The organism is Streptomyces sp. SID4985, assembly GCF_009863025.1.
Taxonomy (GTDB): domain Bacteria; phylum Actinomycetota; class Actinomycetes; order Streptomycetales; family Streptomycetaceae; genus Streptomyces.
In genome coordinates this window covers 1-13,377 of the sequence record NZ_WWIR01000260.1, presented here as the reverse complement: position 1 = coordinate 13,377, position 13,377 = coordinate 1, and the positions used below count along the sequence as shown (strand labels likewise).

Sequence of the window (13,377 nt, the reverse complement as noted above, 5' to 3'; positions counted from 1 at the left end):
GGGGAGGCTCGACAGATGGCGTGGGACGAGTGGGAGCAACTGAAGGCGGATGCCGCGAGGAGCCAGGCGGCGCACACGCGGATCGACCATGTACCGCCCGACGCCGGTGCATCGATTCCGCGCGGTGATCTCACCGTGCACGACACGGACCTGGCCGCCATCGGCAAGGCGGCCCACGACCTGTTCGAGGACTTCGGGCACTACAGCGACCACGCGCGCATGTCCTCGCTGAAAGCGGCCGGAGGACTCACGAGCGAGGGTTTCGCCATCGGAGCCGCCCTCGATCACGTCGCCGGACACTGGGTCGACCAGGTTCAGACACTCCTCGACGCCTGCGCCCACATCTCCAACCACCTGCGTTACACCAAGAACCAGCACGCGGCCGACGAGTCCTACATCGCAGGCACCCTCAGCAGCATCTCCCAGCTGGACCAGGGCTTCGACGAGCGGAAGGGCGGCTGACGGGGATGGACCTCAACGCATTGCGTGACGGCAACTTCTCCCAACTCGGTGAGGCCATCACCGACTGGGAGGAGATGGCCAAGAAGCTCGACACCCTGCGGGCGGACGCCCGCGACAACCTCAAGGCCAAGGCCGACAAGGCGAACTGGGCAGGCGTCAACGCCCAGGTGAGCCGTGAGTTCATCGACAAGACGGCGAAGGAGTTCGCGGACGCCCACACGCAGGCGGACACCGTCGCGAAGATCCTCAAGGACACCCGCAGCGAACTCATCGACTACCGGACCCAGTTGAACGAGGCGATCGCGCGGGGAGCGGCGAAGAACCTCACCGTCGTCGACACCGGTCACGGCACGTTCACCGTCACCGGCAACACACGCCCCGACTGGGCCGCCGACCCCAGCGGCAAGTCCGGCGCCGTCGACCAGAAGGACGTCGACGGCCTCCGCGACGAGATTCAGCGCATCCTGAGCAAGGCCGACGAGAGCGACAGCACCGCGGCGAAGGCCCTCACGCTGATCGTGAACCAGGCCAGGTTCGGTTTCTCCAGCGCCGCTTACGGTGACCGGGACGCGGCGGCCAAGGCCGTCGCGGACGCCGACCGTCTGGCGAAGATTCTCAAGAAGAACCCGCACGACGTGACGAGCACCGAACTCGCCTCGCTCAACGCCAGTCTGGCCAAGTACAAGAACGATCCGCTCTTCGCGGAGGAGTTCGCCACCCAGGTCGGCCCCAAGAAGGTACTCACCTTCTGGGCCGGCATCGCCGATCCCTACCAGGGCACGTACGACCCGGAGCGCGCCAAGCAGGCGAAGCAGCTCCAGAAGAACCTCGGAACCGTCATCGGCCGGGCCACCCTCTCCGACAGCGACAGGATGCAGGGCTGGGAGAAGCGGATGATCGGCCTGGGCCCCGACCAGCTCGGCACCGACGACGCGAACAATCCGCTCGGCTACGCGGTCATGAGCAACCTGATGCGTTTCGGCGACTACGACGACCAGTTCCTCAACAACTACGGCGACAAGCTCCTCGCGTACGACAAACAGGTCAACGGGCAGCCCATGAGCCCCTGGATCAACAATCTGAACCAGGGCGACCTGAACTTCTGGGGCTACAAGAACGACCGCGGCCGCGACCCCATGACCGGCTTCCTGGAGGCGCTGGGCCACAACCCGGAGGCATCGACGCAGTTCTTCGCGCAGCCCGACGGAACCGGCGACACCGTCGACAAGGACTCCGAGGTCAACGGCCATCTGAAGTACCTGACGACGGAACGGGTCTGGCTCTCCGACTCGACGTTCGAGGGCGACCACGATTACGTCGCGGGCCGCAACTCGCTGGGGCGGGCCCTGGACGCGGCCACCACCGGCTACTCGGCCGACGCCACCGCGAAAGAGGTCACAGCGGGCGACGGGCGCACCGCGGCCACGGCCGGCGTCATGGAACAGGTCGCCTACCTCTACGGAGGCAAGGACGGCCCGACGATGCTGCACGACCAGCCCGAACTCGCCGACAGCCTCGGCAAGATGGCGGGCGCGTACATCGACGACCTCGACTACGAGCTCTCCGGCCTCGGCGATCACGCCAAGGACGCGGGTGACTTCCCCGCCCGGTACGGCGGACGGGCTCAGTTCGGCAACCAGGGAGCCATCGATTTCCTGAGCGTTCTCGGCCAGGACGAACACTCCCACAAGGCCGTGACGGTGGCCCAGCACCTCTACACCCTGAGCATGCTGGACACCCACCCGCCTACCAACGAAGCCCATATGAATCACGCCCGGGACATCATGTCGGTGGGCGCCGAGGCCCGCGGCATCCTGGACCACTCCCGTGCACAGCAGGTGGCGACGACGTACGGCGAGAGCTCCGAGGAGGCCAACAAGGCGCTGGGCCGGTCCGCCGACTGGAAGAAGCTGGCGGTGGGAGCGGTCGTCGCCGGCGGCGTCGCCGCCGTCCCGGTCCCCGGATCGACCGCCGCGGCCCTCGTCATCGCTCCGCTCGCCGCGGACACCGCCACCGAGGCAGTCAACACACTGCTCGGGCACGAGATCGACAAGGCTACGGACAAGGCGGAGGAGAAGGCGCTGGTGCCGTCGCAGATGAGCAGCCGGGATTTCTTCGGCAAGGGCACCCGTGACCTGGGCTTGATCTACGACGCATACTTCACGGGCCATCCGGGGGCACGGCAGACGGCCGACGACCTTAATTGGGTCGAAGGGATAAAGAACAATTACACGGGCATCGGCTCCCAGGAGAACGATTACCGGGGCCGACCTCCTTACGCGGGCTGATCGGGGAGAGAAAGTGCGGCGAATCTCAGGGATCGGTGCCCGGAGTCGCTTCGGCGTCCAGGGACCGGTTGTCGTCACCGTCGTGGCCGCGGCACTGCTGGTCGGCGGATGCAGCGACGACACGGGCAAGAAGGATAAGAAGGAACCTGGCACAGACGTCACTGCGGCTCGGCTCTGCGGCGGCACGCTCGACGCACCGGCCCAAAGCGCGCTGCGCCGACTGGCGGGTACGGACCGGTTCGACGAGTCGGCCGGGGGAAACGTCCCGAATCTGTTCTCCGTGCGGTACACGGTCCAGCACCTGCACGATGAGTACGACCAGCAGGGCGTCTGTCTGATCTACACGTCCGGCGACGGCAGCGATCATCCGCTCCTGGACATCCAGTTCTCGGCAGACGACACGTACCCCAAGTCGGCAGGAGCCGAATCAGGTTCCGGCAGACAGTCGCTGGGTGTGTATACGAGGACCGGACGCGATGGAGTCGACGTCTACTTTCGATGCGCCACCAAAGCACCGTCCAGCCAGTCACACATTGGCGACACGAAGTACGTGAAGGCCGAAATGTACTCCCCTGCGGGCCGCTTGCGCGGCGAGGACCCGAACGCGGACCGCATCGCGATCCTCGGTTCGATTTCCCGGGCGGTGGCGCGGGAAGCCGGGTGTGCGTCGGAGGCGGGGCTGGGGTGAGGGGCGGGCGTACGGGGCCCTGAGTTCCGTACGCGGGTACGGCGAAGGGTGGGCACCTCCCGTGCGTGCCCACCCTTTGCCGGTGCCGTGACTTACATGTAGTAGCTGGCGGCCTTCTTGTCGCCGCCGAGGTAGTCGCCGCCGGCCGAGTGGACGACGCGGCTGATGGCCATCAGGGCCTCGTGGATGCCCTTGGCCTGCTTGTCCCAGTCGGCCTGGCGCTCGGCGTAGACGGTGTGGGCCTCGCCCTCCCACATACCGGCGACGCTGGCGACCTTCTGCTTGATGGCCTCCAGGCTCTCCTCGAGCCGCTTGGCGTGGTTGGCCAGCTGCGTGGCGGTCTCGTCGAGGCTCTGGTAAGTGACTTCCAGCTCGCCGCTGTTGTTGGCGCTCATGGTTGCTCCGTTTTCGCGAGAAAGAATGGGCGGGCGGGGATCAGTAGTTCGACAGCGCGGAGTGCGAACCGCCGAGGTTCACGTCGATGCCCTGCACCTGGGCGCGGACCTCGTCCTCGGTGCCGTCCTTGATGCGCCGGGTCTGGCTCATCGCCTCGATGAACTTCACGAGGATGCCGCCGATGTGCACCATGCGCTCGTTGATCTCGGTCTGCTTGGTGTTGAAGGCACCGGCGCCGATGCCCTTCCAGTTGCCCTCGAGGCTGTCGATGAGGGCCTGGAGTTCCTTGAGCTGGCCCTTGACGCTCTCGAAACGGTGCGTGAGCTCCTTTTCGAGGACGATGAGGTCCTTGTCACTTACCTTCTGGCGCTGCGCCATTTCGATGCCCTTCTGTGTGAACTGGCCTTGCCCGGGGCGGGGTTCTGGGGCCTCGCCCCTGACAGGCGGAGTGCCGGCCGCTCGGCGAGCGGCCGCGTACGCGGGTCCGGTCTAGGCGTTACGGCGTGCGCGCAGCACGGCGAAACCGGCTCCTGCGATGAGTAGTACGGCTGCTGCGGCGCCGATGGTCACCCATGTGCGGGTGTGGTCGCCGGAGTCGGTGGTCTTGGCGGCGGCGGAGGTCTGTCCGTCGGCCTTGTCTCCCGCGGAGGGCTTGGGCGACGGGGTGGGGGTGGAGGTGCCCTTGGCGTCCTCACCCTCACCGTCCGCCGTTCCGTTCTCCTTCGCGAGGGGGTCCACGTTCGCCGGGCCCGGGTCGATGTTCTTGTTGATCAGCACCCGACGAGGGCGGACCACTCCGTAGCCGAGGTACGTGCCGGGCTTGTCCTTCGGCCAGGTTCGGGCGGCGGTGTCGATGAGGGAGCGGAGGACCTGGTTCGCGGTCCAGTCGGGGTGGGCGGACCAGATGAGGGCGGCGGAGGCGGAGGCAAGCGCCGTCGCGGGGCTCGTGCCGTACGCGATGCAGCGCTTGGTGAAGGTGTTGTCGCACCAAGAGGGGATGCCAACACCCGGTGCCGCGAAGTCTACGTAATTACCATGAGTGGAGAACTTGCCGACTTCGCCGTCTTCGTTGATGGCGGACACACCGACCGCATAGGGGTATTGGGCGGGGTACTGCCCCTTGTTTCCCTTGTCCCCCGTGTTGCCTATACCCGCGAACAGCAATTTACCCTTGGAAGCGGCGTACTTGATGGCCTCTTCCTCGTCCAGGCTGTAGTAAGGGCTCGCGAACGACATGTTGATGATCTTGACGTCGCTGTCGGCTGCCGCCTTGATCGCAGCCGTCGCACTGGGAGTTCGCTCCTTTTCCTTCGGGTCCTTCAAGCCTTCCCCGTAGATCCGGTAAGGAACGACCTTGGCTCCCGGCGCGAGCCCCTTGATCTCGCCTCCCGCTCCCGTACCGGCGATCAGCTCGGCCATGTCGGTGCCGTGGCCCGCATAGTCCTGAGTGACGTGATAAGCCACCGACTTCGGCACCTCGTCGGCCAGCACCTGGCCCTTGAGCGAAGGCGTATTCGGATTGATTCCACTGTCGATGACGGCCACCTTCACCCCCTTGCCAGTGCTGTACTTCCACATCTCCTCGGCACCCATCGCCTTCAGGTACCACTGCTTCGACTGGATGTCCGATGCGGCCGCCTCGGGCCCCACGGCCACTGATCCGAGGACCAGCATGCCCAGCGCTGAGCACACGGCAGAGACACGTCTCGCATTGAGTTTCGTCAGGTGGGCGGTCACGGCCCGCCGCCGGCTGAACTCTGGCTTCATGCCTGTGTACGTCCTCGCTTGTGTTCAGTCGCTCTGCTTCGGCGCGTCACGCCGCTTCTTCTTCTGCGACGAGCCGTGCTTTCCGTCGTGGGAGTCGGCTCCCACCGCTCCGCGGCCGAGGCCCTTCCCGGAGTCCTTGGGCGTGTCGGACTTGGCCCGGGGGGCGCCGACCACGCTGTTCGAATTCCTCGCCGAGCGCAGGGCGGCCTGACCGGCAGCGGGATCGGACTTCGCCGTAGGCGACCCGATGACACCTCGGCCGCCGAGCGGCCCCTTGGGCTGCGCGGAGGAGGCCGACTCGCCAGTGCCAACGACCATTCCGCGCGGCACACGGGGACCGGCCGCAGTTCCCGGTGTACGGCCTACGACGGGCTTGCCGCCGACCACGCCATTGCGCACCGGACCGGCAGGGTTGACCGCGCCGGAACGTCCGGTCGGCCCACTGGCACGTGGCGTTCCGCCGGTGACCCCACGCCCCATCGGCGACTGTCCCGGCTGGGTCGCGCCGCGCAGCGGCGACTGACCGGCAGGAGCCGTACGCCCGGTGGCGCGAGCGGCCTGCCCCAGCGGGCCTTGTGGCGCGCGGCCGCCGACCGAGGACCGTCCCGTCTGTGCGGTGGGGCCCTGCGTACCTCGACCGCTGCCGATACCCGTCGGGCCCGTGCGGCCTTGGCCGGACAGAGGCAGTCGGTTGACCGGGCCTCCGACTCCGGTAGGCCGCCCAGTGGCGGGCATGATCGGAGACGGCGCCCCGGGCCCCGGGAACGACGCGGGAAACTGTCCCCCACCGCCAGCGGTCGGAAGCGTGGGCGCGGGGTGAGTCGTAGGCACCGTGGGGGCCGACGCGGGCAACGTGCCCACCGTGTTGACCTCGGTGCCGATGTCATGAGCGACCGGTGCTGTGGACTCGTGCGGCGTCTTGTGAGCAAGCCCGCTTGTGGCCGTCTCCGCGCCATGAGATGCGGCCAGCGCTTCGTGACGGCCCTCGGCCACATGCCTGGGCGTACTGGACGAGGTCGCCGTTCCGGAACCTACTGGAGACCGCCCTCCCTCCACCCATTGCGGCGGCTTCGGCACCCCCACATCCGGCATCCCCCGAAGCGGCTCCGGCTCAGGCGCGGCCTTCAGTGTCATGGCCGAGACCGAGTAGAAGGACGCCAACCGGTTCATCTGGTTGATCGCCTCCTGCCGGTTCTTCTCGACCCTCACGGCGGCCGTGTAGTCCGGGTTGGTGTCGACCTGCTTGGCCTTGGGGAGGTCGTGGGGGCGCTGCTGGTCGGCGGCGGGGCGGTGGTCGCGTGGGGGCATGGACTTGCGGACGGAGGCCAGGCCGGAGGCCGCCGCGTCGATCTGGGTCGCGGCGACGTCGGCGTAGGTCGCGAGGTCCTTGGTCCAGTTGACGAGGTCCTTGGTCCACTTGTGGAAGGCGTCCGCGCCCTCGCCCTCCCAGTCGACCTGGCCGAGGTTGGTGTCCAGGTCGGTGGCGGCGTCGTGGATGGCCGTGCGGGCGTCCCACAGGGTCTTGCTCGCCTGCTCCAGATGCTCCGGGTTGGCGTGCTCGACCAGGTCGATCATCTCGTTGAGGTCGTGGTTCTCGAAGTCGGTCCGGCCGAGGAGCAGCGGAGCCCCCAGCGGGGTGCCCTTGAACAGGCCGCTCAGGGAGTTGAGTACGTCGACCACGCCGACCTGGACGTCCGCCTGCTCGACGTCGGCCTTGTACTGCGGCTTCTGCCGCCAGTTGTCGCTCACTGGTAGTCCTTCACGGCCGTCTTGCTGGTCTCTCGAAGAGGCTCCGGCTTCTTGTCGTGCGACTCGGGCTTCTTGTCGTGCGGCTCCGTCGCCTTCTTGTGCTCCTCGTCGAGATGCGACTTGATCTCCCAGAACCGTCGCTCCACCTCGGCCTCGGCCCCGTCGTACGTCCCGTCGGACGCCCGGGTGGCGAGGGTCAGCGCCTCGATCTGGAGTCCCAGGGACTTCGACAGATAGGTGAGCCGCTCGTGGACGCGCTCGTACTGGCCGTGCAGGTCGACCGCCTCGTGGAACGGGGCGTTCGCGCCGCCGAACGAGCTTCTCTCGAGCCTGTGCTGCGCGACCTTGGACGGCCCGCCCGGGGCGTCCTCGAACGTGCGCAGCGCGTCGTCGACCTTCGTCTTGAACTTCGACAGCGCGTCGATTCCGCGCCTGACATGCGAGCCGCTACCGCCAGCCACCGGACGACCCCTTCCCCGTACCCCGTTTGTGCAACTTTTGACAAAGGGGTCGTACGCAGCCGTACCCCCGTACCGTCACGGACCACTGTAGTCACTGTGTAAATCGCGGCCAACTGAACTCTGCGACGGTTAAGTTGCAACCATGTCCCGGATCAGGGGGTCGCCAGGGCCCCGCAGATCCGGCAACTCGGGCCGAACGGGCGGAATTTCCGCTCCGCGAACACAGAACTTTCACGTACGGAACGGGCCGTACGACCTCCCAGGTCCGGGTCAATGGGAACTTTGCATCCACAAAACATCACCCCCGTGAAAGGGCTGTCGCCTTGCCGAACTGTTCGGGACGGAGATTTCACCGAGCCTCGGTTGCTACGTTGACGGCAGACCGACACGGGGGCGCCGGACGACCGGCGCGGTCACCGGGGAACGGAGGTCCACTCCATGGCGTGGGACGAGTGGGAACAGCTCAAGGCTGAGGCAGCGCAGCGGCCTTCGGACCGTACGGCGCATACGCGGCTGAACCAGGTCGCGCCGGACGGCGGGGGCGGCGGTGGCGGCGGGGATCTGGTCGTGCACCAGGACGACCTCGGTGCCGTCGGCCATGACGCCCATCTCCTCTACGACGAGGTCAAGGGCTGCGCGGACATCGCGGGCGCCGGGGCGGACAAGAGCGGGAGCGGCTCCACCGCGCAGGCGGCGGCCTCGCTGAAGTCGCACGGTTTTCAGCTCGGCGGCGCGCTCAACACGACTGTGGATGTGTGGAGTTCGCAGGTGAAGTCGGTGCTCCAGGCGTGTGCGCACATCTCGGACCACCTGGACTACACGAAGAGGCTGCACGCGGAGGACGACGCCAGGATCGGGACGGTGCTGCGCGGCGGTGACGGGGGCGCCGTGCCGGTGTCCCAGCTCGACGAGTACTTCAAGTAGGGGACTTCCGTGGCTCTCACCTTCACCGATCTCGCCGAGGTGGACCTCGGCCGGCTCGCCTCCGCCGTGGCCGACTGGAAGTCGGCCGCGGACGGCCTGAAGAAGGCCGCCGACAACGCGCGTACGGGGATGCGGTCGAAGTCCGACTCCGCCCGGTGGGCGGGCGTCAACGCCACCGTGACGCGGGAGTTCGTCACCAAGACGGCCAAGGAGGTCGCGGATCTCCACGCCGAGGCGCACAGCGTGCACCAGGTGCTGGACGACGGGCACCGTGAGCTGGAGTCGCTGCAGAAGCAGCTCAGGACGGCCGTCGACGTCGAGGCCGCGCAACTCGGGGTGCGGGTCGAGGACATCGGGGGCGGGAAGGCCCGCTGCTTCTTCCCTCATGTGCGCGGGGACACCGACGAGCGGACGCAGGAGCAGCTCGACTCCCGGCAGGCACTGGAAAGCAAGATCAACCGGATCGTCGCCCACGCGGAGGAGATCGACGCCTCGGTCTCCCGCGCGCTGGGAAAGATCCACGGCAGCGACCGGCACAACGCGGGCCACACCAATTACGAGTCCCTGAACGACGCGGAGGCCGAGCGCGCGGTCGAACTCGCCCGCAAGGGCGACAGGATGTCCGACGCGGAGCTGCGTGAACTCAACGAGCTGTTGCGGTTCAACGCCGGTGAGAAGGACGGGGAGTTCTCGACGGAGTTCTACAAGGGGCTCGGCGGCCCCGAGAAGGCGCTGGAGTTCTACGCCGCGATGTCCATCGACGGCACCGGCGCCGACGCGTCCAAGACACGGCTGGACGAAGTACGCGATCTCCAGCGGGTGATGGGCTACAACCTCGCCAACGCGACCGACCCCGACCACCGGCATCACCTGCCCGACAGCTGGGGCCAGGACTTCCGGCGGCTCGGCACCCGGCGGCTCGGCTGGGAACAGGGGCAGTGGAACAAGCCGTACGGCTACCAGGTCCTCGGCGGGCTGCTCCGCTACGGCGACTACGACCCGCGGTTCCTCAACCCCATCGCGGAGCACATCACCCAACTCCACAAGAAGGACCCGCACTTCTTCGTCTCCGACAAGCCGGCCGGGAGCCCCGACAGCTACGGCTTCAACCCCTCCGGCAAGCTCGGCAGCGGCAACGATCCCCTCAACAGCGTTCTGGAGGCGCTCGGGCACAGCCCCGAGGCTTCGGAGAAGTTCTTCACCTCGGCCCCGACCGCCTACAACGAGGACGGCACCGTCAAGCCGGGCGGCAACCCCGGTTTCTCCTCCTACCTCGACCTGTTCACCGACAAGGACTTCGAGTGGACGGTCGACACCAACGCGACCAACATCCTCGCGGACGAGGACAAGACCAAGGCCGCCCTCGGCTTCGGCCCCACCGCCCTCGGTCACGCCCTGGAATCCGCCACCACGGGCCGCCCCTACGACGGCGACCCGGCCGCCGACGCCATCCGCCACACCGAGGCGCGGGCCCAGCTGGTGGGCGAGATCGTCGACAAGTTCGGCGAACATCCGGAACTGATCCGGCACAACGAGAACGGGGAGCTGGAGGACGCGGAGTCGGGGCCCTTGTATGCGATGCGGGGGAGTTTGGGGGACATCACGGCCGAGTACATGGGGGACTTCCAGCAGGCCATGTACCGGGAGGATCCCAACAGCAGCCTGTTCCCGACGTTCGGAGCGGCCGCAGGCCTCAATCCGGATCACGCCGCCCGGTTCCTCGGCGAGGTGGGACAGGACCCCGATGCGTATTCGGCCATCACCAGCGCGCAGCAGGCGTACACAAGTGAGGCGGTGAACCACGTCATCAACGATCCGACTGATTCAACCGCCTCGCTGGACGGGCGTGTAGGGGCCGCCGTCGCGCCCGGGTCTGCGATCGCCGGTGTCATGAGCGATGCCAGGGCGCACGCGATCTACGAGTACCACTCCGCCTCCGACAAGGAATTCAACGAGGCCGCCGCCGACAAACAGAAGTGGGTGAACCGCATTCTGGGCATGGGGATCGAGAAGGTGGGCGAGCGGGTACCGATCGCCGGTGCTCCCCTCGAATGGGCCTCCGAGGACATCCAGGAGTCCATCATGAAGAGTATCGAGCGCGACACCGCGACCGAGGCCGATACGCAGGCGGGCTCGAGCTATTCCGAGGGAAGGATGGCTGCCGTGGACTCCGCGAAGGCGGCCGTGGACAAGGCCTTGGTGAACAACGAATCCGTCAATCCGGACACTGCCGAAGACCTTCGCAGAGCGGCCGCCAATTCCGCCGGCCTCAGCCATACGGATGGAGCTCAGTGGAAGTCGGAGAGCAGCGCGCATTGAGGCGTCTCGTAGTGGAGATCGTCCTGTCGGCGGGACTGGCCGTGGGATGCGTTGCCGGATGTTCGTCGGGTGGGCCGACACGCGGCTTCGCCGTACCTGACGAGCTGTGCGGAGTTGCCGTTCCGGCGGCCCCGCTCGGTCGACTGCTGCCCGCTTCCGGAACGCGCCTTCACGCAACGGGCCCTCCGTCCACGGCCGATACCAGCAACGTCTGCACGGTGAGTGTCGATGGGAAGCCGGTGCTCTCGGTCGAGCAGGAGCGTGTCGATGCGAGCCGCTCAGCGTGGAACATCGCGTCGTACGACCGCCGCATCGGCCTTATGGAGCCTGCTGGGGGGTGACTCGATCGCCTACACGGGCGGGGCAGCGGTTTCGGTCGTGCCCTGCGTACAGGCCAGTGCGCAGGACGAGTCCATGAGCACGTACGTCCGGACTCTGAAGCCGGGGCGCCGGGACGAGTCCGCCATGAAGGCGCTCATCTCCGGCTACACGGCGGCACTGGGAAAGCAGCAACCCTGTTAGTCACGGATTCGGAGAGGGGCAATCGTGAGGTCATCGTCGTACGCGTGGGGCGTCGGCGCGTTCTTGTTGGCGGTGGTGGGAGCGTCTGGCTGCTCCTCGGACGAGGCAACGCAGGAGTTCGCGGCCCCCAAATCCCTGTGCGGTGTCTCCGTGCCCTCCGCCGCGCTCTCGCGGCTGCTCCCCGCCGATGGCGCCCGGGTCTCCGTCCAGCAGGACGGGACATGGGAAGACGGTTCGTTCCTCTGCAAAGTGACGGTCGACAAAAACGTCGTGCTGATCGTCAACCAGATGTGGGTCACGGCCGGTTACTCGGCCCGGCACGTCCTCATCCACGAAATGAAGATCTGGGACCAGCAGTCGGCGGACGGCGGCGCTGTCGTCTACGCGGATCGGGGCGGCGCGTCGGTGGTGAAGTGCCAGGCGGCCGGGGTGAAGAAGTACGACGTGGGAACACTCGTCAAGGTACTCAAGCCGGGTCGGCAGGACGAGAAAGCCATGGGGCAGTTGATGCGCGGGTACACCCTGTCGTTGAAGGCCCGGAACCCGTGCCGGTCCGACTGACCGGCAGCGGGAAGGAGCACGCGTGAGGTCGTCGTACGCGCTGGGCGTCGGAGCGCTCCTGCTGGCCGTGCTGGGCTCTGGCGGTTGCTCCTCCGCCGAGGCGAAGCAGGAGTTCACCGTGCCCACGTCACTCTGCGGCGTTTCCGTGCCGTCCGAAGCGCTCTCGCGGCTCCTGCCCGCGAGCGGGAAGCGGGTCTCCGTTCAGCAGCAGGGGGCATGGGACAAGGAGTCGCCTCTGTGCGAGGTGACGGTCGACAAGCACATCGTGCTCGTCGTCAGCACGGAATGGGTCACCGCGGGCTGGAGTGCCCAGCACGTTCTGGTGGAGCGCCTGGGCCTCTGGCAGCAGAAGTCGGCGGACGGTGGCGCCGTCGTCTACTCGGACCGGGCCGCCGCGTCGGTGGTGAAGTGCCAGGACGCTGGGGTGAAGAAGTTCGACGTCAGCACGTTCATCAAGGTGCTGGAGCCCGGGCGGCGGGACGAGAAGGCGATGGGGCAGTTGATGCGCGGATACAACAACTCCCTGAAGCCGCAGAGCCTCTGCAATCCCACTTCCGAGTGATTGTCGGGCGGTCAGTGGACAGAGCGCGCACGAAATCGTCGTCGTACGCGCTGAGCGCCGGCGCGCTCCTGCTCGCCATGGTCGGAGCATCCGGCTGCTCCTCCGGCGAGGCGAAGCAGGACTTCGCCGTCCCCGCGTCCCTGTGCGGCGTCTCGGTGCCGTCCACGGCACTCTCGCGGGTGCTGCCCGCGAACGGGGAGCGGGTTGCCGTCAAGCAGGTCGGGGCCAAGGAGGACGGGTCGTATCTCTGTGAGGTGGCGGTCGACAAGCGGACCGTGCTGGTCGTCACGCAGGAGTGGATCACGCCGGGCTGGTCGGCTCGGCACATCCTGATTCATGAGCTGAAGATCTGGGACCAGAAGGAGGCGGAGGGGGGTTCCGAGGTGTACGCCGGTGGGGGAGCCGCGTCGTTGGTGGAGTGCCGCGGGGCCGGGGTGGAGAAGGAGGACGTCAGCACGCTCGTGCAGGTGCTGAAGCCCGGGCGGGAGGACGAGGGGGCCATGGGGCAGTTGATCCAGGGGTATACGAAGTCGCTCGGGGCGGGGAAGCCCTGTCATCCTCGGCCCGAGTGACCCGCCCCCGCTAGGGGGTGTCTCGCCGATCACGCCGGATCAGGGAGCGGCGTCTGGCGCCGTGCATCGTAAGGCGGAGGAGGGAGTCGATGCGGAGCATCGGCGA

General features: G+C 67.4%; 13 protein-coding genes. 8 read left to right on the top strand and 5 right to left on the bottom strand.

Annotated features, from left to right (window positions below):
- Positions 1-15: 15 nt before the first annotated feature.
- From GTW40_RS10565 to GTW40_RS10555, 3 genes are all read left to right on the top strand, one after another.
- On the top strand, positions 16-462 hold the full coding sequence (locus GTW40_RS10565) for a hypothetical protein (protein ID WP_161179905.1): 447 nt from the start codon (positions 16-18) through the stop codon (positions 460-462).
- A gap of 5 nt (positions 463-467) precedes the next feature.
- The gene (locus GTW40_RS10560; protein ID WP_161179904.1) at positions 468-2,750 is read left to right on the top strand and encodes a DUF6571 family protein; all 2,283 of its coding nucleotides are present in this window, start codon (positions 468-470) and stop codon (positions 2,748-2,750) included.
- An 82-nt stretch (positions 2,751-2,832) separates the two neighbouring features.
- Positions 2,833-3,438, top strand: coding sequence for a hypothetical protein (locus GTW40_RS10555; protein ID WP_161179903.1), 606 nt, complete (start codon positions 2,833-2,835; stop codon positions 3,436-3,438).
- 92 nt (positions 3,439-3,530) lie between these two features.
- Here GTW40_RS10555 and GTW40_RS10550 read toward each other — a convergent pair whose 3' ends face one another.
- From GTW40_RS10550 to GTW40_RS10530, 5 genes are all read right to left on the bottom strand, one after another.
- On the bottom strand, positions 3,531-3,833 hold the full coding sequence (locus tag GTW40_RS10550; RefSeq protein ID WP_161179902.1) for a WXG100 family type VII secretion target: 303 nt from the start codon (positions 3,831-3,833) through the stop codon (positions 3,531-3,533).
- Between the two features lie 40 nt (positions 3,834-3,873).
- Entirely contained in the window at positions 3,874-4,212 is a 339-nt protein-coding gene (locus tag GTW40_RS10545; RefSeq protein ID WP_161179901.1) for a WXG100 family type VII secretion target, read from the bottom strand.
- Positions 4,213-4,323: 111 nt separating this feature from the next.
- Positions 4,324-5,508 (bottom strand): S8 family serine peptidase, encoded by a 1,185-nt coding sequence (locus GTW40_RS10540; RefSeq protein ID WP_161179921.1) that lies wholly within the window; start codon positions 5,506-5,508, stop codon positions 4,324-4,326.
- A gap of 117 nt (positions 5,509-5,625) precedes the next feature.
- Positions 5,626-7,350, bottom strand: a complete 1,725-nt coding sequence (locus GTW40_RS10535) for a WXG100 family type VII secretion target (protein WP_161179900.1) — start codon at positions 7,348-7,350, stop codon at positions 5,626-5,628.
- The gene (locus GTW40_RS10530) at positions 7,347-7,811 is read right to left on the bottom strand and encodes a hypothetical protein (protein ID WP_161179899.1); all 465 of its coding nucleotides are present in this window, start codon (positions 7,809-7,811) and stop codon (positions 7,347-7,349) included. The genes GTW40_RS10535 and GTW40_RS10530 overlap by 4 nt, the downstream gene beginning before the upstream one ends.
- A 438-nt stretch (positions 7,812-8,249) precedes the next feature.
- Between GTW40_RS10530 and GTW40_RS10525 the strand changes: the two genes are divergently transcribed.
- From GTW40_RS10525 to GTW40_RS10505, 5 genes are all read left to right on the top strand, one after another.
- Positions 8,250-8,735, top strand: coding sequence for a hypothetical protein (locus tag GTW40_RS10525; protein ID WP_161179898.1), 486 nt, complete (start codon positions 8,250-8,252; stop codon positions 8,733-8,735).
- Positions 8,736-8,744: 9 nt separating this feature from the next.
- Positions 8,745-11,054: a DUF6571 family protein gene (locus GTW40_RS10520; RefSeq protein WP_161179897.1), complete on the top strand. Its 2,310-nt coding sequence runs from the start codon at positions 8,745-8,747 to the stop codon at positions 11,052-11,054.
- Between the two features lie 672 nt (positions 11,055-11,726).
- Positions 11,727-12,137, top strand: a complete 411-nt coding sequence (locus tag GTW40_RS10515) for a hypothetical protein (protein ID WP_343245655.1) — start codon at positions 11,727-11,729, stop codon at positions 12,135-12,137.
- 22 nt (positions 12,138-12,159) lie between these two features.
- Entirely contained in the window at positions 12,160-12,699 is a 540-nt protein-coding gene (locus GTW40_RS10510) for a hypothetical protein (RefSeq protein WP_161179895.1), read from the top strand.
- A 14-nt stretch (positions 12,700-12,713) separates the two neighbouring features.
- Positions 12,714-13,271 (top strand): hypothetical protein, encoded by a 558-nt coding sequence (locus tag GTW40_RS10505; protein WP_343245654.1) that lies wholly within the window; start codon positions 12,714-12,716, stop codon positions 13,269-13,271.
- The last annotated feature ends 106 nt before the right edge of the window (positions 13,272-13,377 follow it).